Consider the following 23695-nt stretch of genomic DNA (forward strand, 5'->3'; position numbering starts at 1 on the left):
GAAATAATCCTGTCCAGCCCTTCTTTCCTGGGCAGCGCCAGTATTTCCGGCTTCAGCTGCTCATGGGTGGCACCGGTAATTTTCATACCCCGCTGGGCACGATGGAAAAGCTCACTGAGCGCCTTTGTTTCCGGCAATCCATAAAATTTCTCGCCGAAAATATCTTTAGGGAAATAGATCACTACAGACCTGGCTTTCAGGTTGTCATCTCCCTTATAATATTCTTCTTCATTATACCACACATGTGGTATATGCGGTCCAAGAAACACCATGTCGCCTTCTTCAAAGCTTTCGATGCTATCCCCCACTATTCTCTTCCCGTGGCTTTCCGTAACATATACCAATTCACATTCCGGATGGAAGTGGAAAGGTGTATTAAAATAAGGATCACTTCTCTCTATAATGGTGATCTGGTTATCGGCAAAAGCCCCAACTTTAATAAGGATGGGTTTCATTCATGTATTAATTTAAGCTACTATATTACTGTGGCAGTCCTATACTTTATTACCATAACCATTATTCCCACCAAGTGGAACCTTATGTGTGCAGGTGAGCAGTATTGAGATCGTCCTATGAATGATGCCAAATTAATAAAAAGTGGTTAAAAAAATATCATTCTCCCCAAAATAACCAATTTATGTGATAGAAAACTGACATGGTCGCTTTGAATAAGTTTTCAGTACTTCCTTGGAATAATTAGTACAACAACGTAATTTCCAAGTTCATTTTGTAAATTACGTCAGGCTAAATCGATGTAGCATTTTTTTCTATGAAAGGGATCTCTATTAAAGATATTGCAAAACAAGCCGGTGTATCTCCTACAACGGTATCTTTTGTACTCAACGGAAAAGCAAAGGAGAAAAGAATCAGTGAACAGGTGAGCAAAAAAATACAGAAAATTGCTACCCGGCTGAAGTATAAGCCTAACCAGCTTGCCCGTGGCCTGCGCACAGGAAAAACAAAAACAATCGGTCTCATTGTGGAAGATATCGCCAACAACTTCTTTGCCTCACTGGCCAAAGTAGTGGAAGACGAGGCCGACAAGTACGGCTACAAAGTACTCTACGGCAGCACAGAAGATAATACAGAGAAAGCAAAAGGCTTACTGGAAGTGCTCAAATACAGGCAGGTAGATGGTTACATCATCACACCCACCAAAAACCTGGACAAGGAAATAGAACTGTTGCAAACAGCTGCCAAGCCAATCGTACTCATGGACCGCTACTTCCCGCATGTAAGCAGTCATTATGTAGTACTCGACAACTTCAAAGGCGCTTACGATGCTACTGCTCACCTGGTGAAACAAGGCTATAAAAAAATTGCCATCGTTACTATCGCCTCCGAGCAAACACAAATGAAAGACCGCCTGGATGGATTTACAGCCGCACTCAAAGACAATAAAATTCCTTTTAATAAATCATTGGTGAAACGCCTGCCATTTGACCTGGACAGGGAAAGCTTTAACAATGAAATAAAAAAATTCCTGACTTCGGTGAAAGATCTCGACGCCGTTTTCTTTGCTACCAACTACCTGGGTATTTCCGGTATCGAAAGTATCCGCTCTCTGGGATGGAAGATAGGTAAGGAAATAGGCCTGATAGGATTTGATGACCATGATCTTTTCCGTCTCCACAGCCCGTCTATCACCTGCGTATCACAACCCATAGGCGCCATCGGCAAACATATTGTAGAAGTACTGATGAATGAATTGAATCATCCTTCAGCCTCTCCACAACAAATTGTACTGGCACCGGAACTGATCATCAGAGAATCTTCTTCACTCACGTAATCATCTCTTTTTATATTTTATTCTAAACGCTGGCATCACGCCGGCGTTTTTTTATGTCTGACCGGCAACACTTTTTTACTTCACGGTGTTAATAATATTATTACCAAAACAATCTAACTACCAAATGACCATGTAGAATGATCGATCCATCTTTCTATTTCCTGTTTTCCCTCGCTATGGCATTAATTCTATTCTTCACTTTATTCATTTAAGCATGATCCGGAAATCTATTAACCTTATTTTACTGGCCGTGTTATTCCTGTTGGCCACCCCTGCTGCATGGGCGCAACAGGCTATTACCGGTAAAGTAACTGACACAGGTGGCCAGCCGCTGACTGGTGTAAATATCCTGGTGAAAGGAACTTCGAAAGGCACCGTTACTTCGGGCGATGGTAACTTTTCCATCACAGTGGCAGCGGGAAGTACACTGGTCTTTCGTTACCTTGGCTATCTTACGCAGGAAGTACCCGCGAATAACAGTCCCCTCAATGTTGTCCTGAAAACGGATGAGAAAAATCTCAGCGAAGTAGTGGTAACCGCACTCGGCATCCGCAAGGAAAAGAAAGCCCTGGGATACGCGGTATCTGAAATAAAAGGAGATGAGCTTACACAAGCCCGGTCTACCAATATCGCTAACACTCTCTCCGGTAAAGTGGCCGGCTTGAATGTTACCTCCACGGCCACCGGCCCTGCAGGATCCAGCCGCATTATCCTGAGAGGAAATACCTCCATTGATAAAAACAGAAATAACCAACCTCTCATTGTGGTAGATGGGATTCCTATCAATAATGATAACCTGGGGCAAGCCAATGAGTACGGCGGCACTGATGCCGGCGATGGTATTTCCAGCATCAACCCGGATGATATTGCCACTATGTCTGTACTGAAAGGGGGGACTGCCGCTGCTTTGTACGGTTCACGTGCATCCAACGGCGTGATACTCATCACCACTAAAAGCGGCGCCAAACGAAAAGGCGTAGGCGTGGAATTCAGCAGTAACATTACCATCGACAAGCCTATTGTGAATAACCTCGACTGGCAATACGACTATGGAATGGGTACCAACGGGCTGAAACCACAAACACAGGCAGAAGCCACTTCTACTGGCCTGATGAGCTGGGGTGCCAAACTCGATGGATCTCCCGTGATCCAGTTCGATGGCAAAATGCATCCTTATAGTGCGGTAAAAGATAATTTCAAGAAATTCTATAAAAGCGGATATACTTTTACCAATTCCATCGGTATGAGTGGTGGTACCGATAAAATTAATTATCGCTTTGGTGCCACGGATATGAAGAACGAAGCCATTCTGCCTAACTCCGGCATCAGAAGAGATAACCTCTCCCTGAATGTATCAGCGCTGCTGGGAAAGAAGTTAACGCTGAATGTATATTCCAAGTACATCCGGGAACGTACCTATAACCGCCCCCGTGTATCGGACTCCCCGGGTAACGCCAACTTCTCTTTGTATATGCTGCCTACCAGTCTGGCTGTACAAACACTCAAGGATAGTAAACTGGGCCCAGATGGCTTCGAGCGTTACTGGAATGCAAATCAGTATATCACCAATCCCTGGTTTTCCGTATATGATTTTGAACAGAATGATAAAAAAGACAGATTCATTAACTCCGCAGAACTGCGCTACGACATCCTCCCATGGTTGTATGCCAAAGGACGCATAGGAGCGGATATGTACAACAGAAGCAACTTTGCCATTACGCCAACCGGTACAGCCTATAATGTGGGTGGCCAGATCAACGATCAGACACGACAAACCTTTTATGAACTGAATGCCGATGTAATGCTGGGGGTAGATAAACAATTTAATGACGACTGGCGCCTCACCGCTTTTGTAGGAGCCAACGTGATGCACAACAAAAATGATAAACTGTACCTCACCGGTAATACTTTCAATATTCCTTTCTTCTACGACCAAACTAATCTGCAAACAAAAACAGTCACTAACGATATCTTTGAAAAGAAGATCAACTCCGTATATGCATCAGCGGAATTGGCCTTCAAAAGCTATCTGTACCTGACTTTAACGGGTCGTAACGATTGGTTTTCCACATTGCCGCTCAATAGCAACAGCATCTTCTATCCTTCCGCAGGATTAAGCTTTGTATTGTCTGATGCAGTAACGATGCCCAAATGGATTAACTACGCTAAAATCAGGACTTCCTGGGCACAGGTGGGTGGAGATACGGATCCTTACCGTTTGAGATTGTCTTACAATGTGCAAAATCCACTATCACTGGGCACTACCAGCTACCCTGTGGCCGATGTGAAAAAAGCGCAGGATGGTACTTATGCTGTAGCAAATCCCATCCTGAAACCATATGTTAACACCAGCTTTGAAGCCGGTTTCGAAACGCGGATGTTCGACAACAGACTGAATATAGACTTCTCTTATTATACCCGTACTACCAAAGATGATATTGTACAAACTACCATCTCCAATGCTTCCGGTTTTAATACCGCATTCATCAATGTGGGTAAAGTGAGTAATAAAGGGGTAGAAGTAATGATAACTGCTACGGCTATACGCACTAAAAATTTTACCTGGGATATCACCCCTAACTTCGCTTACAACAAAAGTGAGGTCATACAACTCGCAGCCGGGCTGAAAGCATTGAAAGTATCAGATGTACGTACTTTTAACGCAACCATACAACAGGTGCCCGGACAGCCTTTTGGTGTAATAGAAGGATATAAGTTCAGGAGAGATGCGCAGGGTAATATTCTCTTCAACAGTGCCGGTAAACCGCTGCAGGGTGACTACACCATTTTTGGAACCGGTGTGGCGCCTTATACACTGGGCTTTAATAACAACTTTACCTACAGGGATTTCTCGCTCGGTATACTGGTGGATGCCCGCTGGGGAAATAAAATATATTCCGGTACCAACGACTACGCTACCTATTTTGGTTTGCAGAAAAATACATTGGAAGGACGTAGCGGAGGGGTAACCGTGAAAGCGCAGGATGCGGCCGATCCTACCAAATATGTGGATAAAGTTATTCCTGCACAGGACTATTATCAAAATATTGCATTCAATATTGCTGAGCCATTTATTTACGATGGCAGCTTTATAAAGCTCCGTCAGATTATCCTGACTTACAGTCTGCCTGCACGCATTATGAGTAAATCACCTTTTACCGGTGCTTCACTTTCTTTTGTAGCCCGCAACCTGTGGATCATTTACAAAGATATCCCTAACGTAGATCCTGAATCTACTTACAGCAACGGTGCTGGTCAGGGTGCTGAGTTAATGGGCTATCCGCAGACCAGGAGCTTTGGATTAAATCTGAATGTGAAATTTTAAATCAACTGATTATGGCTAAGTCAATATATAAACTACTGTTACTGCTCATGGCAGGTACGCTGGCATGGAGCGGATGTACCAAAAATTTTGAGCAAATAAATACAGATCCTACAGCAGCGCCTATTATAGCCCCGAGCATTTTACTCACCAGGGGATTATTATTTACTTCCGGTGGAGAATATGAAGCATGGCGCGCCAATCTTATTTATTGTGGCCCTATGGTACAGCATACTTCTTCCCTGAGTTTAACTTATGTGGGAGATAAATACCTGTACAACGATGATTATTCCGGTGCGGCCTTTAATTCTTTTTATCCGAATGCCACCAAGATCCTGGCAACGCTGATGAATCAAACGGCCAATGATGCTGTACAGAAAAACTACAATGCCATTGCGAAAATTGCGCGGGTGATTGTATTGCAAAGGCTCACGGATCTTTACGGAGATGTGCCCTACTCTCAGGCTGACAGAGCTTATCCGGACCTTGTGTTTTTACCACAATACGACCACCAGGACGCTATTTATACCGGGTTGGCAATGGAGCTGGAACAGGCGGCAGCAGCAATAGATGTGAACAGTAACGTAGCCGGTGATATCTCCGGTTATGGTGGAACCGCATCACAATGGAAAAAGCTGGCTTATTCTGTTATGCTGCGTATCGGCATGCGGTTATCTAAGAAAACAGATCCCACCGCAGCCAGGCAATGGGTGCAGAAAGCCATTGCTGGTGGGGTATTCACTGCTAATGAAGATGCGTTTTACATTCAGCATGCACCAGGTGATTATGATAACCCCAACAGTCACGTAATAGGTACTTATCCTAATAGCAGGGCAGAAACAGGTAAAGCGAACCAGGGGATTAAACTGTCCAGGTTCTTTGTGAATATGCTCAAAACGAAAGGAGATCCCCGGCTAAGGATTATCTCCGAATTGCCGAAAGCAGATTCTACACCGGGTGGAGATGATACCCCAGCCAATCAGAAAGGGTTGCCCAACGGGTATGATAATTCCTCTGATCCGGTGTATGGTATTGGTTCTACAGGAGATGCGAACATCGCGCACTATTCGCAGCCTAAGCAAATTATTGCGCAGCCCAATTCTCCCAATATCTTCATCACCTATTCAGAAGTACAGTTGATGAAGGCAGAAGCAGCAGCCAGGGGCTGGATTGCAGGTGACCCGGTACCCTTTTTTATCAGCGGTGTGAAATCCGGTATCTGGCAATGGGGTTTATATTCCAGCAGTATAGTATATAATGATGTGACGGCAACGGCTTATGCTACTGCACAATCTTTAGCCGTGGCATCCGGTAGTTTGGCGGCTAAACTGGAAGCGATCAACACCCAATATTACATCACTACCTTCCTGAATGAGTATGAAGCGTATGCTAACTGGCGTCGCAGCGGTTATCCGGTACTCACGCCTGTGAATTATAAAAACAATGAAACCAACGGGCAAATTCCGCGGAGATTACGTTACCCACGTAGTGATTATGATGTGAACAGAACGAATATAGAAGCAGCAAATGCGGTTCAGGGACCAGATGTTTTTATGACGCCGGTATGGTGGGATAAGCCATAAAAAATGCTATTGAGCGCATTTAAAATCAAAAACATTTTTAGTTATTAATAATAAAAAGGTGGCTATCTCATTTGGGAGATAGCCACTTCTTTATACTGGGATTAGACGTAAATCCTTTACAGATAAGAGATGTAGGGGTGTATTTGCTGTTTTCGTCAGGTTATTTAGGCTGAAGGTTTCGTATTTGTTCATACGGAATCGATCCGATAAATGTATTCGTTACGTTTATTTTAAGGCATTTTTAACAGTGCGACTTACCACAGATTGTGATGCTATTTTAATAGCTAAGAATAGTATTTTCTCTTTCTTAACGAGCTGTTAACTGAAAATAAAAAAATTGTTAAATCTTTTTTGCACTTCTCATAATTATCCCTAAGTTTGAAACCATTATTCTGACGGGTATGATAAACTTGGTGTGAAAAAGAAAAGTGAAGAGATACACCAGTTTTTTTTTAAGGTAGCATGCTAAAACGTTTTACCACTAATAAGATGTCAAAATAACAATTAATGCCAATGGAGTAATTCCATTTTTTATTTAAGGACGGAAATCACGTATTTATCATAAGGATACCTGTGCAATGCAGGTAACTATGATAGCGGAACCTCCGTGTCTTTTGCTTATGTGTCTGATTCACTTGTTATAATTCACTAAACCAAAAGGAAGCTATGCGAAGATCACTTCTTCTCACCACGTTGCTTTTCTTATGCTGCTGTATCACTGCGTGGGCGCAGGATAAGAAAACTTTTACGGGAGCCGTAAAAGATGCACAAGGAACGCCTTTGCCAGGCGTAACTGTAAAAGAGAAAAACGCCTCCAACGGTGCTACCACAGGCGCCGATGGAACATTCAAAATCCAGGTAGCACCTACTGCTACACTCGTTTTTTCCTATATCGGATTTATCAACCAGGAAGTAGCTGTTAATGGACAGTCTACTGTAAACATTGTATTAAAAGAAGACAACAAGAATCTGAACGAAGTGGTGGTTACCGCACTCGGTATTAAACGCGAAGCGCGTAAACTTGGTTACGCGGTGACTGAGTTAAAAGGTGCAGATGTGGCTAAAACCAATTCCATCAACCCGGTAGCTGCGCTGCAGGGTAAAGTAGCTGGTGTGGATATCTCCTCTGCTGCAGGTGGCCCACAGGCTGCCCCACGAATTGTATTGCGTGGCGCTAAATCCTTAACAGGTAAAGACCAACCTATTTTCATTATTGACGGAGTAATTTTTGAAAATGATGTATCTGCCAATGATGTAAACTTTGGCAACGTACTGAAGAACTTCAATCCGGACGATTATGAATCCGTATCTGTGTTGAAAGGTGCTGCCGCTACTGCTTTGTATGGTTCCCGTGCTATCAACGGCGCCATTCTGATCACCACTAAAAAGGGAATCCAAAGAAAAGGTATAGGTGTTAACGTTAGCCAGACCGCCCAGATGGAAAAAGTATACCGTTCACCTATTGCTATGCAGAATAGCTATGGCCAGGGCCTTGATGGTACCTACGACAATACTGCCGGTGGCTTTAGCTTTGGCCCTAAAATGGATGGTCGTGAGGTAACACTACTGGATGGCTCTAAAGCTAAGTTTGTGGCACGTCCGGATAATGTGAAAGAGCTTTACCAGACAGGTAAGTACTTCAATACAAATGTGGCGATGGAAGGTGGTAGCGACAAAGGAACTTTCCGTTTGTCTTACTCTCACCTCGACAATAACAGTGTATCTCCCAACAATAGTTTTGGCAGAAACAGTTTTGCTTTCCGTGGATCTTCTGTAATATCCAAAGTACTGACAGCAGACGTTGGTATGACTTACTCTACCAGTAAAACATTGAATCCTGATCGTCAGGGTGGAGACTATACCGGTTATAACATTGGTCGTAAATGGGTATATGTTTTTCCTCGTAACTATGATCCAAGCTATTGGGGACAGGAGAAAAACTTTATTGCTCCTAATGGAGGTCGTGCTGATTTAGCTACGCATCCCGGTGCTGATTACTTCTTCCAGAATGCATATAACAGCTGGACCAGAAAAGAAACATTGCTCATGGGTAACTTTGCGCTGACTGCTACCACTACAGACTGGCTGAAATTTATATTGAAAGGTAACTTCAGTAACGAACAAAGTGCCGACGAACGTAAAGAAGCTGGTACAAACACCAATTTCTCGGGTAGTGATGGCTATTATTCACAGGCAGGAGTAAATAAATCACAATACACATTTACCGGTTTGGCAATGATTACGCCAAAGCTGGGTAAGAAGTTTGATGGTAATTTAACCCTGGGTGCGGAAGCCTGGAACAGTGGTATTGGTAAACAATACAACAACTATACGGATGGTGGCTTACGTATGCCATTCCTGTACGATATCAGTAATAGCATAAACGCTGCAAGGGTGAGTAATGATCCGTTGTTGCGTAAACGTATTAACTCCCTATTCTTTGCAGCCAGCATCAGCTACAACAATGAACTGTTCCTGGATGTTACCGGACGTAATGACTGGTCTTCTGCATTGACTTATCAAAAGAAAAGTAATGGAAAGACCTCTAATTCTTACTTCTACCCATCCGTGAGTGGCGCCTGGGAATTTACCCAAACATTGAAAGACCAGATGCCTGCGTGGATCAGTTATGGTAAACTCCGTGCGTCATTTGCCAGTGTAGGTGGAGATACAGATCCGTACTCCATTAATACCGGTTATTATACGTCAGATTATTTCAGAGGCGCTTCTACCGGAAGTAATCTGCCGCTGATTAATATATACAAGGGAGATGTTTTACCTAACATGTTCCTTAGACCATCTCTCGCTAACACGATAGAATTAGGTACCAATATACGTTTTGCCAATAACCGTATTGGGTTGGATTTTGCCTGGTATCGTACCAATGTTACCAATCAGATCATCAACCTGGGTACAACAGCTGAAACCGGTGTTACCTCCCGCTTGATTAATGCAGGTAGTATGGTGAACAGAGGTATTGAAGTAGCTATCAACGCTACCGCAATTCAACACAAAAACTTCACATGGGAAGTAAACTTAAATGGTAGCCGTAATAAAAATAAAATCGTTTCACTCGCACCGGGTATAACCCAATTCCAGTTGAACGAAGACCAGGGCGTAAGAGCTATGGCGATCGTTGGTGGTTCTTATGGTGACTTGGTAACTGACTACGGTTTTACCCGTGACGCAAATGGTAAAGCGCTGATAGCACTGAATGGTTCTGATCAGCCTTACAAATTTGTTCGCGGAAATGCGGTTGTAGGTAACATCATGCCGGACTTTAACCTGGGGCTGTCTAATACTTTTACATATAAAAACTGGACATTGGGCGTACTGGTACAGGCCCGTATCGGTGGTGACTTCTTCTCTGCTTCCCATCAATATGGCACGGGTCGTGGTACTACTGCCAATACAGAATTTGGTCGCGATGCCGCACATGGCGGTATCACCTATACAGATGCTTCTGGTGTTAAACGTGATGACGGTATGATTCCGGATGGTGTATTCCAGAAAGGAACTTCCATTACTAAAGACGGTCAGAGTATTCAATTGGATGGAATGAGTTATCAGGATGCATATGCCAAAGGTTATGTTACTCCGATTACGCCATATCAATATTATAGCATGCAGGGCGACTGGGGTATCGGTATCCGTGAGACTTCCGTATTCGATGCTTCTTATGTAGCATTGCGTGAGGTTTCCATCGGGTACTCTCTGCCAACTCAGATGATACAACGCTGGAAATTGAACAGCCTCCGTGTATCACTGGTAGGCCGTAACCTGGGTTACCTGTTCAATAACCTGCCTGATCACATCAATCCTGAAGCAGTACGTAATAACGCGACCTCTGCATTCTCTGAATATGGTGCGGTTCCTTTCATCCGTAATATGGGAGCAACTATACAAGTAGGATTCTAATCATGCTGTTTAACAACAAAAAATATTAAAATGAAAGCTGTTAATAAATGGGGGATAGGAGCGGTGCTTGCTGGTATGATGCTGGGCTCCTGTACTAAAGGTTTCGAAGATCTTAATAAAAGTCCTAATATCAGTGATAACACCTCGCCGGAACTGCTGATTACACAATCTGTAAAGAGCATTGTGGATCGTGATTTCGACTGGTTCTACGATTCCTATCAATATCAGATGCAATGGATGCAGTTTGTAACAGCTGCGCCTACCTCTTCTGTTGGGGGATTGTTTAATCCAACCAATACCAACAATTTCTATTTTGCATTATATAACAATATTGGCCGTAACCTGGTGGATATTGAAGATATGGTGGGCAAAATGCCGGAAGATCAGAAAGCAAAGTATGCTGAACTGGTGGCCATTGCCAAAATCATAAAAGTGTATTCCGCCTGGCGCGTATCAGATGCCAATGGTAGTATTCCTTATACACAGGCATGGGGCGCACGGTACAATGGTACCTTTACACCAGTATACGATACGCAGGAAGCCCTGTTTACCACTTGGGATGGGGAGTTGAAAGCAGCCCTGGCTACGCTGTTGCAGAAATCACCGAATGAGGTGAGTTACGGTGCAGGTGATATTTTTTATAACGGTAATGCAGCCAATTGGGCCAAAGCGGGTAACGTTTTACGCCTGAAACTGGCGATGCGTCAGATAAAAAGAGCGCCAGACAAAGTAGGTCCTATTGCTAAAGAGGTGCTGGCAAGTGCTGCCGGCCTGTTTACAGGACTGGATGATGAATGGAAATTTGTTTCCGCAGAATCCAACTTTGCCCGCGGTGGTAACTGGTCTATGGCTAACAGTCCGATTGTAGCGGCAAAGAATATGGTAGACTACATGAATGCTAACAAAGATCCACGCCTGGGGCTGTTCTTCGAAAAGAATAGTTATACCAAAGCAGCTTTCGACAGTTTGAAAGCTGGTGGAGCTTTACCTGCTGGTGCTACCTATGATGGCGTACGTTATGTGGGATTACCTGCAAGCCCTGACAAGCGTACTAATGCAGCGTATACCCCGCTGTTTGCCAAAAAAACATATAAACTTAATTTTGGTGGCACTACCGTTGAAAAAAACTACGATACAGTATCTAACATACAGAGACGTTTGTTCGACCTGAATCAGGAAGGCAACGGAGCCGGTAAATACACACAACCAATTCTGACTTATGCAGAAATGTGCTTTATGTTATCCGAACTTTCGGTACGAGGCATGATTGGTGAGGACGCGAAAACCTGGTACGAAAAAGGTATCGCAGCTTCGGTGAGTGCATATGATAAAATGGGTTCACTGGCAGCGATCCAGGATTATGTATCATTGGATCCTACTGCTGTGCAAGCATATATCAGTATGCCTGCTGTAGCTTTCACCGGTTCCACAAATGTGTTACTGGAGAAAATCAACATTCAGAACTTCCTGAACCACTACAAATCTCCATGGGAAGCATGGGGTGCCTGGAAAAGAGCTGATGTTCCTAAAGTTGGAGGTATTCTTCCTTTTGAGCCATTCATCTCTTTGGGACAGAATGTGGAGGTACCGCGTCGTTGGGCATTGCCACAACCAGGTACGATTGATAATATGACGAACTGGAGAAATGCCATTTCTGATATGCAGAAAACCGGTGAGTATGGTAATGATGTAAATGCATATACCGGCCGTGTTTGGTGGGATAAGAAATAGTATAGTCACATAAGTTAAGACAATAAAAAAAGCGTCCCGGATTTTCCGGGACGCTTTTTTTATTGTAATTATCTGAAAGATGTTATCCGATCATATTCTTAATCTCACTGAGCTTCAGCAAGGCCTCTACTGGTGTTAACCGATTAATGTCCACTGTTTCCAATTTTTCACGAATTTCCTTGAAAGTATCACTATGCGCATCAAATATATTCAACTGTAATTTCTGCGAAGGCGTATTGAGTTGTTTTACATTTTTCTGTAAAGGCGCGTCAATATGTTTTTCTTCCAGGTTCGCCAATACTTCGTTGGCACGGTTAATCAGCTCCGGCGGCATCCCTGCCATGCGGGCCACGTGAATACCAAAGCTGTGGCGGCTTCCACCCGGCGCCAGTTTACGCAGGAAAATGATTTTATTGCCGGATTCCATATTGGTGATATGGAAGTTCTTCACCCGGCCATGTTTATTTTCCAGTTCATTCAACTCATGATAGTGGGTAGCAAACAGTGTTTTAGGGCGATGCTCCGTCATATCGTGGAGGTATTCCACAATGCTCCAGGCAATGGAAATACCATCGTAAGTGCTGGTACCACGGCCTATTTCATCGAGTATCACCAGGCTGCGCGCGGTGATACTGTTGATGATGCTGGCGGTTTCGTTCATTTCCACCATGAAAGTAGATTCTCCCCCACTCAGGTTATCAGAAGCGCCTACGCGGGTAAATATTTTATCCGTCAGGCCAATGTCTGCGCTGGTAGCTGGTACAAAACTGCCCATATGTGCCATCAGGGTGATGAGGGCTGTTTGTCGTAGCAGGGCGGATTTACCACTCATGTTGGGACCGGTAAGGATAATGATCTGCTGGTTTTCTTTATCTAACTGCAGGTCGTTGGCTACATACGTTTCACCGGCAGGCAGTCCTCTTTCTATTACCGGGTGCCGTCCTTCTTTGATCAGCAGGTCAAAACCATCGGTGATATTGGGGCGGCGGTATTTGTATTGTACTGCATTTTGTGCAAAGCACAAGAGGCAGTCGATGCGGGCAAATACCTGCGCATCTTCCTGTACCGGTTGAATAAATGCCTGCAGGGCCAGGACGAGTTCTTCAAACAGCCTGCTTTCGAGCACCTGTATTTTATCTTCTGCCCCTACAATCTTTTCCTCGTATTCTTTCAGTTCGGGGGTAATATATCGTTCGGCGTTGGCGAGCGTTTGTTTACGCATCCAGCGATCCGGTACTTTGTTTTTATGCGTGTTGGTTACTTCCAGGTAGTAGCCAAAAACATTGTTGAAGGCTATTTTCAGGGAAGGGATGCCGGTAGCTTCTGATTCTTTTTGTTGTATTTGCAGGAGGTAGTCTTTGCCTTTGTTGGCGATGTTGCGTAGTTCGTCCAGTTCAGCATTCACACCTTCTTTGATACAGCCGCCTTTGTTCACCAGTACTGGCGGGTTCTCCATGATTTCATTGAGAATACGGTCCAGCAGGGGAGTGCAGGGATCCAGTTTTTCGTTCAGGCGTTTCAGGTAGTCGCTGCTGCTGTCAGCCAGGAGTGCCTGTACTGCCTGCACCTGTTGCAGGGAGCGGGCTAACTGCATCACTTCGCGTGGATTTATTTTCCGCAGGGGTATTTTGGATACCAGTCTCTCCAGGTCGCCGGTTTGTTTCAGGTGATGTACCAGTGATTTGGAAAGATCTGTTTCTTTGATGAAGTATTCTACGGTATCCAGTCTTTCGTTGATTCCTTTGATATCGCGGAGCGGGAATACCATCCAGCGTTTGAGTAACCGGGCGCCCATGGGCGTTACGGTGTTATCCAGTACTTTCAACAGGGTATGGCCATTTTCCACACTGCTGTTCAGCAGTTCCAGGTTACGCACCGTGAAGCGGTCCATCCAGAGGAAGTCTTCCTGGCTGATGCGCTGCATGCGGGTAATATGCTGGAGGTGGGGGTGTTCGGTATCTTTCAGGTAGTGGAGAGTGGCGCCGGCAGCGATGATAGCGGCTGGCAGTCCTTCTACACCATAACCTTTCAGGGAATGTGTTTCAAAATGTTTGAGCAGTATTTCTTCTGCATAGGTGGTGGTAAAGATCCACTCATCCATGGTGTAGGTATAGAAGCGGGTGCCGAAAGTAGCTTTAAAATGTTTCTGCTGCTGTTTAGCGAATAGTACTTCTGCGGGGCGGAAGCTCTGCAGGAGTTTATCCACATATTCTATACTGCCTTCTGCGATAAAAAATTCGCCGGTAGAAATGTCCAGGAAAGACACGCCGGTGGTATCTGTTCCAAAATGTACCGCCGCCAGGAAGTTGTTGCTGGAATTTTCCAGGAGCTTATCATTGATCGCTACCCCGGGAGTCACCATTTCGGTAACACCACGTTTCACAATGCCTTTAACTGTTTTGGGATCTTCCAGCTGATCGCATACGGCTACCCGGTAGCCGGCTTTTACCAGTTTATGCAGATAAGTATCTAACGAATGGTGTGGAAATCCTGCCAGGTCTACATAAGAAGCGGAGCCATTGGCTCTCTTGGTTAATACGATGCCCAGTACCCGAGCGGCTATAACTGCATCCTCATTAAACGTTTCATAAAAATCGCCAACACGGAATAACAGTACGGCATCAGGGTATTTATCCTTGATGGCTTTATGTTGTTGCATGAGCGGTGTTTCTTCCGTTTTACTTTTTGCCATGGCGCAAATATATAAAACTCATCCCATCCTATTATCTTTGCAGGTGATGAGAAAATTAAGCATGGATGAACTGGGCCGTAAAACGGTGGCTGAGTTCAAGGCGGCCGATAAAACGCCTATCGTACTGGTACTCGATAATATACGCAGCATGCACAATGTGGGCTCCGTATTCCGTACTGCAGATGCTTTTTTGGTGCAAGGCATCATTCTTTGCGGATATACGCCGGTACCTCCGCACCGGGATATCAACAAAACAGCGCTGGGTGCCACTGAAACGGTGGAATGGCAGTATTTTGATACTACAGTGAATGCGGTAGAAGAGCTGAAAGCGGCTGGTTACAAAGTGATGGCCATAGAACAGGCGGTGAACAGTCATATGCTGGATAGTTTCCAGCCTCCGGCAGATCAGCCACTGGCACTGGTTTTTGGCAATGAAGTGAGCGGGGTAGACGGCGAAGTGATGAAAATAGTGGACGGCTGTATCGAAATTCCTCAGTTGGGTATGAAACATTCTTTGAATATTTCGGTGACGACGGGTATTGTGGTTTGGGATATCTTTGTAAAACTGTTAGCTATTAGCCGTTAGCTTTTAGTTATCAGAAAGCAGTAATTATTATTATTAATAAGCGGCTATTAGCAGTTTAACACTAAAAGCTAATAGCTAAAACCTAAAGCTAGTATGATTTCTACGGTTAACAAATACTTGTCGCTGGTAAAGTTCAGTCATACCATCTTTGCCATGCCTTTTGCCCTCACCGGCTTTTTCATGGCTACAACCAAAGGTGGTGGCAGCTTTAGCTGGGCTACATTTGGCCTGGTGATATTATGTATGGTGTTTGCGCGCAGCGCCGCCATGGCATTCAATCGCTGGCTGGATGTGGATATTGATAAGCTCAACCCACGCACGGCGAAAAGAGAGATACCGGCAGGTATCATTTCTCCCAAAAATGCCCTGTTCTTTATTATTGCCAATGTTGTTTTATTTATTGTAACTACCTGGTTTATTAACCGTGTCTGCTTTTTCTTATCACCGGTAGCTTTACTGGTGGTACTGGGATATAGCTATACCAAGCGTTTTACAGCCCTGTGTCACCTGGTATTGGGTGTTGGGCTATCGTTGGCGCCAATAGGTGCTTACCTGGCTGTAACGGGCGAATTTGCCCTGTTACCGGTACTGGTATCTTTCCTGGTACTGTGCTGGGTGTCAGGTTTCGATATTATCTACTCCCTGCAGGATGAAGACTTTGATAAGTCACAGCAATTGAACTCCATTCCGGCCTGGCTGGGGCTTTCCGGAGCGCTGCGTTTTTCGGAATTATTACATGTGGTGGCGGCAGCGTTGGTGGTGACTATCGGGTTAACCGGCCATTTTCACTGGTTGTTCTGGATAGGTGCTGCCGTATTTGTAGTGATGCTGGTATCGCAACATCTGCTGGTGAAACCGGATGATCTCAGTAAAGTCAATATTATGTTTATGACCACCAATGGTATTGCCAGCGTGGTATTTGCCGTATTTGCCATCGCGGATATGCTCATTTTTATATAAAACCGGCGGATCGCTTATATCTGCACCGCATTTACTAAAAGCTAACATCTAAAAGCTCATTCATGGCCCGTTTAATGGCAATAGATTACGGAAAAAAAAGAACCGGACTGGCCGTAACAGATCCCTTGCAGTTGATTGCCAGTGGGCTTACCACCGTTGCTACGCATGAACTGATCCCTTTTCTCAAAAAATACCTGGCTGCTGAACCCGTGGAAACGATTGTCATCGGCGAACCTAAAAACCTGGATGGCAATGCTACCCATGCTACGCCACTGGTAATAGAGTGTATCAGGATCCTTAAAAAGAACTTCCCTGATATTCCGATAGTGAAAGTAGATGAGCGGTTTACGTCAAAAATGGCATTCCAGACAATGATTGACAGCGGTCTGAAGAAAAAAGACCGCCAGAATAAAGCCCTGGTGGACGAAATCAGTGCTACTATTATATTGCAGGAGTATCTTCGGAATAAAATATAGTAAAAAATAAATATAACAACCATCATCAGGCAATCCCGGCACCAGACAGAATTCTAAAATGTCTATCTTTGCGGATTAAACCAAGTATTTGAACATGATTTTGCCAATAGTAGCTTACGGGCACCCGGTTTTAAGGAAAGTAGCGGAAGATATCACACCAGAGTATCCTAACCTGAAAGAATTAATTGCCAATATGTGGGATACCATGTATGGTTCAAATGGCGTGGGCATTGCGGCTCCGCAGGTAAATAAAGCCATTCGCCTGTTTGTAATTGATAGCGAACAGATTATTCATAACCTGGAAGAAGAAGAGAAAAACGACTATCCCGGCGATACCGGCGCGAAAGGTGTATTTATCAATGCACATATCGTGGAAACAGGAGGAAAAGACTGGGCGTATAACGAAGGCTGCCTGAGCATTCCTAAAGTACGGGAAGATGTAAACCGCGCAGAAACCGTTACCTTGAGCTACGTAGACGAAAATTTTACACCACATGAAAGAACATTCACAGGTGTTACCGCCCGGGTAATCCTGCACGAATACGATCATATAGACGGGGTTTTATTTATCGATCACCTGAAGCCATTAAAGCGCAGGATGCTGAAGAGTAAACTGGATGACATCACAAAAGGCAAAATCCGGGTAGATTACAAAATGAGCTTCCCTAAATAGGAAATAATTTTGTAATGTAAAGAAAACCTGTTATTTTGGTATCGTAAAGTATAACATCCATATCCTCAAACTTGGGAGCGACCTTAACATACACTGAAGTTGAATTGATTCAGGGCCTTTTGGCCAGGGATGAGAAAATATTTACTTATTTGTATGACCATTACTCACCGGCACTCTATGGTGTAGCCCTCAAAGTAGTAGGAGAAGAAGCCGCAGCAGGAGATGTTTTACAGGAAGTCTTTGTAAAAATCTGGCGCAATATTGATCGTTACGATGCCTCAAAAGGACGTTTGTTCACTTGGATGTTGAATATTACGCGCAATACAGCAATCGACAGTCTTCGCTCAAAAAATCACAAACTGGAACAACGGGTACAAGATGTAAACAGTGTCTCACTGATGTATGAACCGCAACTGGCGGTGCATCTGTCGGTAGACCATCTCGGCCTCACCAAAGTGATTGAACGCCTGCAAAAAGATCAACGCATTATTATAGACATGGCTTATTTCAAGGGACATACCCAGGAAGAAATAGCCAGGTCCCTTGAAATACCATTGGGTACCGTGAAAACGCGTATGCGCAATGCTATTATACAATTGAGAACACTCTTAAAACAATTGTAACTTTACAAAATAGTGGATGTACAACGCTACATATCATCCGGAATTCTTGAAAGCTACGTATTCGGTATGTTACCGGAAACGGAGCAGAATGAGGTGGAAACGGTCGTACTACAATACCCTGATGTAAAAGCTGCAGTGGATTCGCTGCAACTGGACAAAGAAAGGTTTGTACAACTATACGCTGTTCCGCCACCCGCTGGAATTAAGGAGCGCCTGACAGAAATTATTCGTCAGGAAAATACGCAGGAAGGCAACGACCGCCTGCCTGAAGAACTACGCGCATCCCTTTCAGCCACTACTCCCGCAAAAAAGAACGGCAAACAGGTATTAGCGAAGGAAACACCAGTGAAAAAGCTGCCCGCCGCAAAAAACTCTTCTGACCGCATCTGGAAATATGCCACCGCCGCCATTGTAATTCTGTTACTGGGCAGTGTGATCATGAATTTCTTTTTCTTCCAGAAATCCACCGACTATAAAAGCCGTTATAAATCATTAATAGCCACCAAAGAAAAACTGGAGGCAGATAAAGAACACCAGGCACTTACAAGTTTAAAAGAAACAAATCCTCTTCCCAAAGATCCGGATCCACTCACTAATCCTGATTTTAAATGGACCAGGATGCAAGGTGGTGGCGAATTTGCGGGTAAGTCCATTTCCGTTGGCTGGAATGCACGTACACAAGCCGTTTACCTGCAGGCACAACTCATGCCCCTGCCTCCTTCAGGTAAGCAGTTTCAGTTATGGGCCATCGTGAATAAAAAGCTGATAGATGCAGGCGTTTTTGATACAGGCGCCAACGTATCCCAGCAATTGCAACAAATGAAAGCCATTGCCGTAGCCCAGGGTTTTGCAGTTACATTGGAAAGAAAAGGCGGCAGTCTGGAGCCATCCATGGACCAGGTATGCATGTCTGCCAAAATAGCCAAATAAAAAACGAGTGATTATTTAAGAATCTGTTTACGACTAGAAATCATTATATTGCTTAGATAATAAGCCCCGTTAATTAAGACACAAGTACAATAACTATTGAAAGATATCCTTGAAAGCTGAAGTCATGAAGATGAAGTCCCGTTATGTCATGTGCAGCACTCAGTTTCAATATTAAAACACCCATAAAATTATATCCAATCTGTTTTGGAATACGCTCCTACATATACAGAAGCTGAACTGGTACAAGGCCTAAGAGCCCGTGACCAGAAGGTTTTTAGTTATTTATATGATCACTATTCGCCGGCTTTATATGGTGTGATCGTAAAAGTGCTGAACGATAACAGTTCTGCAGGGGACGTGTTACAGGAGGTATTTCTCAAAATCTGGCGTCATCTCGATCGCTACGATGAGGAAAAAGGACGTCTTTTTACCTGGATGCTGAATATTGCACGTAATACTGCCATAGATATTCTCCGCTCCAAATCTCATAAGCTGGAACAAAAAATCCAAAATATAACAGATGCCGTACATTCAGTCAACGGACCATTATCCGTTCATCCATCTACCGACTACATAGGTTTTTCCCGGATCCTGGAAAAGCTAACCAAAGAACAGCGTACCCTTATAGATTTAGCATATTATAAAGGCTGTACTCAGGAGGAAATCTCCCGGGTATTGGAGATCCCTTTGGGTACAGTGAAAACAAGAATGCGCAATGCAATCATTCAATTAAGAAATATTTTAAACAAGTAAATTTTTATAACAATAGTGGACTCACAACACTTCATATCGTCCGGAATTATTGAGCTTTATATGGCAGGCATAGCTACCGAAGAAGAGGTACGCGAGCTGGAAGCCGCTATGGCACAATATCCGGCTGTGGCAGCACAGGTAGAAGCCTACCGCCGCAGTATGGAGGCATATATCGAGATGCAGGGGATAGATCCGGAACCGGATATCAAAACAAGTTTATTCTCTAAAATCAATAATGAACCCAATTTGCAGGAGGGTGAGCCTGTACCCGATCAAGAACTGCAACAACCAAAAGTAGTGTCCATGCAAGAAACTAAAAGCCTATCCTGGAAATGGATTGCCACCGCCGCCGCCGTGCTGCTGATCGGCAGTCTAGTCCTAAACTATGTGTTCTTTAACCGGTACAAAGAATTCAGAGAGTACAAAGACAAATATCAGTCTTTACTCGTATCTCAGAACTCCATTTTGTCAAAGAGCAATCTTTACAAAACCCGTCTAGAACAAATGCAGGAATCTATGGAAATTATCCAGGATCCTAAAGTATTGAAAGTGCCGATGCCAGGTACCAAAGCGTTCCCTGAAGCATTAGCCACCGTATTCTGGAACCCGTCAAGCCAGCAGGTGTATCTGAAAGTTAATAAACTGCCAGAACCAACCGCTGACAAACAGTATCAACTCTGGGCTATCGTAGATGGTAAACCAGTTGATATGGGCGTGTTCGAAATGGGTGATACGGCCAGCCTCCTCCAGAAAATGAAAGTAACCGGCAAAGCACAAATGTTTGCCATTACCCTGGAGAAAAAAGGTGGTGCGCTGTCTCCAACTATGGAACAAATGTACGTGGCCGGGAAAATCCCTGGTTGATTGAAGAGCTGAAAGCGTAAAGCATAAAGCAAAAAGCTATTATAGCGAAGATTTAAGCGATATTATAGAAATATAACCGCTTTTATCCTCGCTATAATAGCTTTTTGCTTTATGCTTTACGCTTTCAGCTTTTTTATTAAATTGCAGCTATGTCACATTTATGGAAAAGTATAGGCGGAACCGTGGTGCTCTGTCTGTTAACCTACTTACAACTTACAGCTCAGGACACTGCCAGGTATAAAGGAATGACTGTTAACCTGGATGAAGTGATTGTTGCTGCAAAACGTATAGGCTTCGACGTTAATAGTTTTATTAAAAGGGTGGAAGATGACACCACCTTTTATCGTGCATTCAAAAATTTACATATTGTAGGTTTCGATGCCGTAAACGATATACAGATCCTGGATAAAAAGGCAGCCATACAGGCATCCCTGTTTAATGAAACCCACCAGGAAGTAAAAGGGAAATGCATGACCATGAAGGTGGCCAATGAAAAAATAACCGGCGACTTCTACACCCGCAAAGGCAATTACAATTATTACACCGCAGAATTATATGCTAACCTGTTTTTTACCAAAGGCACTATTTGTGTAGATGATGCCGGCGAAGCACCGGAACGCTCTAACGGGAGCCTGGCCAGGCATAAAGCCCAGTTGAAACAACTGATCTTTAATCCCGGAAAACCTATCCGCGGCGTACCTATCGTAGGACAAAAAGTAGCTATCTTCAGCAATGAAGTGATGCGCTTTTATGACTTCTCCATCTCCGCAGAAAATTATGTAGATGGTACCCCTTGCTATGTCTTTGCCGCCAAAGCAAAGCCCGGTCTGAGTCGTATTGATAGAGCCGATGTGGTAATTGATGAACTGATTACCTGGTTCAACAAAGATAATTTTGAAATTGTAGGCCGTAAATATGCCCTCTCCTATAAAACAATGCTGTTTGACTTTAATGTGAAGATGAATGTGCAGATGACCAAATTTAACGGACTACTCATACCTTCACTGGTTACCTATAACGGTACGTGGAATGTGCCTTTCAAAAAAAGAGAAACCGCCATTTTCGTAGCGAAATTTGTAAATTTTACTGCCACACAGTAGTTAATTAATCAGCGTAATCGTCCCGGACTTATGTACCGGTATTTTTGTGTCTACCTCTTTATAATCTACTACCCATACATAGGTAGCAACATCCGCCATTTTACCATTTACACGCCCTGTCCAGCCCACCTGCGGATCGGTGGTGTAAAACACCCGTTCTCCCCAGCGATTGTAAATACTGATGGTATAATCGTATATGGGACACCGGTAGACCGGCCGGAAATAATCATTCCTGCCATCGCCGTTAGGGGTGAAGGCGGTCGGGAAAAATAACTGACAGACACAATCATGGTACCGTACTACAACGGAATCGGCAGTTTTACCGCAACTATTATAAGCTACAATGGCGTACAAACCAGGCTGCGTAACCGTATACATAGGTGTGCTGGTACTGTCCTGCCATTTGTAAATACCGCCACCAGCACCGGTAGCGCGTAACTGGTATACTTCATTTCTGCAGAGCAGGGTATCCGGACCAAGGTTCACCCGCAGGGTATCTTCATATGATACGGAGATACTATCGAAAGATTCGCACCTGCCTATTTTGGCATGCACATAATAGTAACCCGGCTTGGTAACATAATAGGTGGCCTGATCAGATCCATCCTGCCAGAGATAGGTGCCATTGCCGAAATCCGCTGTCAGCACAAGGAAATTGCCTTTGCAGATAGTGGTGTCATTGCCCAGGTTCAGTTTCTTGAGCCGGTTATAATTAATGAAAATAGTATCGACAACGCTACAGATGTGATTGATTTCCACCAGTGCCCAAAGATTGGTGGTGTTATTAATCGTTACTGCTGGTGTGGTTGCGCCGGTACTCCATTCCCATTTGGTGGCTTCCGGAATGTTGGGGGCTATCCTGATAGATTCACCCGGACAAAGCAGGGTATCCGCTCCCAACGAAAAAGGATAGGGGGGGCCTGTAAAGGTAATGGTGATATCGTCCGAAATCGGGGCGCAACCTTTCGGAAACACATCTACATGATAGGTGCCGGATGTTGTTACCTCCTGTGTAGGCTCTGTATTACCGGTGTTCCATTTATATGTACAGTTCTGCGCTGTAGCATCCAGTGCAATATGTTCTCCGGTACATAAAATAAGATCCTTACCCAGATCTATTTTTGGAATAGGAGTATAGAAAACGTTCACAGAATCGGGATTAGGACATCCGTTGATGGATACTTTATAGGTTTTAGAGGTATCCACGAGGATGCTGCTACCAGTAGAACTGTCTTGCCAGAGATAGGTAGCGCCGGGTATTACTGGGGCATTCAGCGTCATGGTAGCACCCTCGCACAAAGTGACATCCTGTGGACCGAGATCAAAAAAAACAGGCGTTACTATCGTGATTTGTTGGATGGTAGTATCCGGTATTCCTCTGCGCCAGGCCACCAGCGTATCTGTATAAGTACCAATATTATGGTAGATATGGAACGCGCGTATGGTTTTGGAAGAATCTTTATCAGCGGATAATGGATCTCCGAAAAACCACTTTACAGAATCTATGCCTGCCGGGGTGATTATCTGGAAGAAGGAAGTATCATTCACACAGGTAGATGATACCGTAAATGGTGTTTTGCCTTGTGCGGCGGTGCTGTTGGTAAACAGGCAGCATACCAGTAAAACCGGTAAAAGATATAGGATGCGAAAGGATCTTGGTAATTGGCTTCTCATGCAGTGACATGGTAATTGCTG

General features: G+C 44.2%; 17 protein-coding genes. 14 read left to right on the top strand and 3 right to left on the bottom strand.

Annotated features, from left to right (window positions below; translation table 11 throughout):
* The coding region (locus tag AC1DP6_RS22990; protein ID WP_477056926.1) for a cupin domain-containing protein at window positions 1-455 on the bottom strand (455 nt) is incomplete at its 3' end.
* Window positions 456-769: 314 nt separating this feature from the next.
* Between AC1DP6_RS22990 and AC1DP6_RS22995 the strand changes: the two genes are divergently transcribed.
* The 5 genes from AC1DP6_RS22995 to AC1DP6_RS23015 all read left to right on the top strand — a co-directional run bounded on the left by AC1DP6_RS22995 (window position 770) and on the right by AC1DP6_RS23015 (window position 12343).
* Window positions 770-1789 (top strand): LacI family DNA-binding transcriptional regulator, encoded by a 1020-nt coding sequence (locus tag AC1DP6_RS22995; protein WP_477056927.1) that lies wholly within the window; start codon window positions 770-772, stop codon window positions 1787-1789.
* Window positions 1790-2003: 214 nt separating this feature from the next.
* Window positions 2004-5114 (top strand): SusC/RagA family TonB-linked outer membrane protein, encoded by a 3111-nt coding sequence (locus tag AC1DP6_RS23000; protein WP_477056928.1) that lies wholly within the window; start codon window positions 2004-2006, stop codon window positions 5112-5114.
* A gap of 11 nt (window positions 5115-5125) precedes the next feature.
* Window positions 5126-6694 carry a SusD/RagB family nutrient-binding outer membrane lipoprotein gene (locus AC1DP6_RS23005; protein ID WP_477056929.1) on the top strand — a complete coding sequence of 523 codons (1569 nt, stop codon included), beginning with the start codon at window positions 5126-5128 and terminating at the stop codon, window positions 6692-6694.
* Window positions 6695-7360: 666 nt separating this feature from the next.
* Window positions 7361-10612, top strand: coding sequence for a SusC/RagA family TonB-linked outer membrane protein (locus tag AC1DP6_RS23010; RefSeq protein WP_477056930.1), 3252 nt, complete (start codon window positions 7361-7363; stop codon window positions 10610-10612).
* A gap of 30 nt (window positions 10613-10642) precedes the next feature.
* Window positions 10643-12343 (top strand): SusD/RagB family nutrient-binding outer membrane lipoprotein, encoded by a 1701-nt coding sequence (locus AC1DP6_RS23015; RefSeq protein WP_477056931.1) that lies wholly within the window; start codon window positions 10643-10645, stop codon window positions 12341-12343.
* Window positions 12344-12425: 82 nt separating this feature from the next.
* On the opposite strand, the gene mutS is transcribed toward AC1DP6_RS23015, so the two are convergent.
* Entirely contained in the window at window positions 12426-15035 is a 2610-nt protein-coding gene (gene mutS, locus AC1DP6_RS23020; protein ID WP_477056932.1) for a DNA mismatch repair protein MutS, read from the bottom strand.
* Window positions 15036-15081: 46 nt separating this feature from the next.
* Between mutS and AC1DP6_RS23025 the strand changes: the two genes are divergently transcribed.
* From AC1DP6_RS23025 to AC1DP6_RS23065, 9 genes are all read left to right on the top strand, one after another.
* Complete coding sequence (locus AC1DP6_RS23025) at window positions 15082-15621, top strand: RNA methyltransferase (RefSeq protein WP_441572353.1); 540 nt, start codon at window positions 15082-15084, stop codon at window positions 15619-15621.
* Window positions 15622-15714: 93 nt separating this feature from the next.
* Window positions 15715-16581 (top strand): UbiA-like polyprenyltransferase, encoded by an 867-nt coding sequence (locus AC1DP6_RS23030; RefSeq protein ID WP_477056933.1) that lies wholly within the window; start codon window positions 15715-15717, stop codon window positions 16579-16581.
* 62 nt (window positions 16582-16643) lie between these two features.
* Window positions 16644-17057 (top strand): Holliday junction resolvase RuvX, encoded by a 414-nt coding sequence (gene ruvX / locus AC1DP6_RS23035; protein WP_477056934.1) that lies wholly within the window; start codon window positions 16644-16646, stop codon window positions 17055-17057.
* A 94-nt stretch (window positions 17058-17151) separates the two neighbouring features.
* Window positions 17152-17730 carry a peptide deformylase gene (gene def, locus AC1DP6_RS23040; protein ID WP_477056935.1) on the top strand — a complete coding sequence of 193 codons (579 nt, stop codon included), beginning with the start codon at window positions 17152-17154 and terminating at the stop codon, window positions 17728-17730.
* 149 nt (window positions 17731-17879) lie between these two features.
* Window positions 17880-18353: an RNA polymerase sigma factor gene (locus tag AC1DP6_RS23045; RefSeq protein ID WP_441572349.1), complete on the top strand. Its 474-nt coding sequence runs from the start codon at window positions 17880-17882 to the stop codon at window positions 18351-18353.
* 66 nt (window positions 18354-18419) lie between these two features.
* Entirely contained in the window at window positions 18420-19283 is an 864-nt protein-coding gene (locus AC1DP6_RS23050) for an anti-sigma factor domain-containing protein (protein WP_477056936.1), read from the top strand.
* A gap of 204 nt (window positions 19284-19487) precedes the next feature.
* Window positions 19488-20036, top strand: coding sequence for an RNA polymerase sigma factor (locus AC1DP6_RS23055; protein WP_441572347.1), 549 nt, complete (start codon window positions 19488-19490; stop codon window positions 20034-20036).
* Window positions 20037-20096: 60 nt separating this feature from the next.
* A complete protein-coding gene (locus AC1DP6_RS23060; RefSeq protein ID WP_477021719.1) occupies window positions 20097-20900 on the top strand; it encodes an anti-sigma factor in 804 nt (267 codons plus the stop codon).
* A gap of 149 nt (window positions 20901-21049) precedes the next feature.
* Window positions 21050-22000 (top strand): hypothetical protein, encoded by a 951-nt coding sequence (locus AC1DP6_RS23065; protein ID WP_477056937.1) that lies wholly within the window; start codon window positions 21050-21052, stop codon window positions 21998-22000.
* On the opposite strand, the gene AC1DP6_RS23070 is transcribed toward AC1DP6_RS23065, so the two are convergent.
* Window positions 22001-23674 carry a gliding motility-associated C-terminal domain-containing protein gene (locus AC1DP6_RS23070; RefSeq protein WP_477056938.1) on the bottom strand — a complete coding sequence of 558 codons (1674 nt, stop codon included), beginning with the start codon at window positions 23672-23674 and terminating at the stop codon, window positions 22001-22003. It abuts the gene before it with no gap.
* Window positions 23675-23695 lie beyond the last annotated feature (21 nt).

The sequence above is a fragment of the Chitinophaga sp. 01L420 genome (assembly GCF_056399985.1).

Coding starts and splice junctions, on each gene's coding strand:
- AC1DP6_RS22995 (WP_477056927.1), top strand. CDS start 770: ATGAAAGGGATCTCTATTAAAGATATTGCAAAACAAGCCGGTGTATCT.
- AC1DP6_RS23025 (WP_441572353.1), top strand. CDS start 15,082: ATGAGAAAATTAAGCATGGATGAACTGGGCCGTAAAACGGTGGCTGAG.
- ruvX (WP_477056934.1), top strand. CDS start 16,644: ATGGCCCGTTTAATGGCAATAGATTACGGAAAAAAAAGAACCGGACTG.
- AC1DP6_RS23005 (WP_477056929.1), top strand. CDS start 5,126: ATGGCTAAGTCAATATATAAACTACTGTTACTGCTCATGGCAGGTACG.
- AC1DP6_RS23000 (WP_477056928.1), top strand. CDS start 2,004: ATGATCCGGAAATCTATTAACCTTATTTTACTGGCCGTGTTATTCCTG.
- def (WP_477056935.1), top strand. CDS start 17,152: ATGATTTTGCCAATAGTAGCTTACGGGCACCCGGTTTTAAGGAAAGTA.
- AC1DP6_RS23065 (WP_477056937.1), top strand. CDS start 21,050: ATGTCACATTTATGGAAAAGTATAGGCGGAACCGTGGTGCTCTGTCTG.
- AC1DP6_RS23015 (WP_477056931.1), top strand. CDS start 10,643: ATGAAAGCTGTTAATAAATGGGGGATAGGAGCGGTGCTTGCTGGTATG.
- AC1DP6_RS23060 (WP_477021719.1), top strand. CDS start 20,097: ATGGCAGGCATAGCTACCGAAGAAGAGGTACGCGAGCTGGAAGCCGCT.
- AC1DP6_RS23010 (WP_477056930.1), top strand. CDS start 7,361: ATGCGAAGATCACTTCTTCTCACCACGTTGCTTTTCTTATGCTGCTGT.
- AC1DP6_RS23050 (WP_477056936.1), top strand. CDS start 18,420: ATGTTACCGGAAACGGAGCAGAATGAGGTGGAAACGGTCGTACTACAA.
- AC1DP6_RS23070 (WP_477056938.1), bottom strand. CDS start 23,674: ATGAGAAGCCAATTACCAAGATCCTTTCGCATCCTATATCTTTTACCG.
- AC1DP6_RS23030 (WP_477056933.1), top strand. CDS start 15,715: ATGATTTCTACGGTTAACAAATACTTGTCGCTGGTAAAGTTCAGTCAT.
- mutS (WP_477056932.1), bottom strand. CDS start 15,035: ATGGCAAAAAGTAAAACGGAAGAAACACCGCTCATGCAACAACATAAA.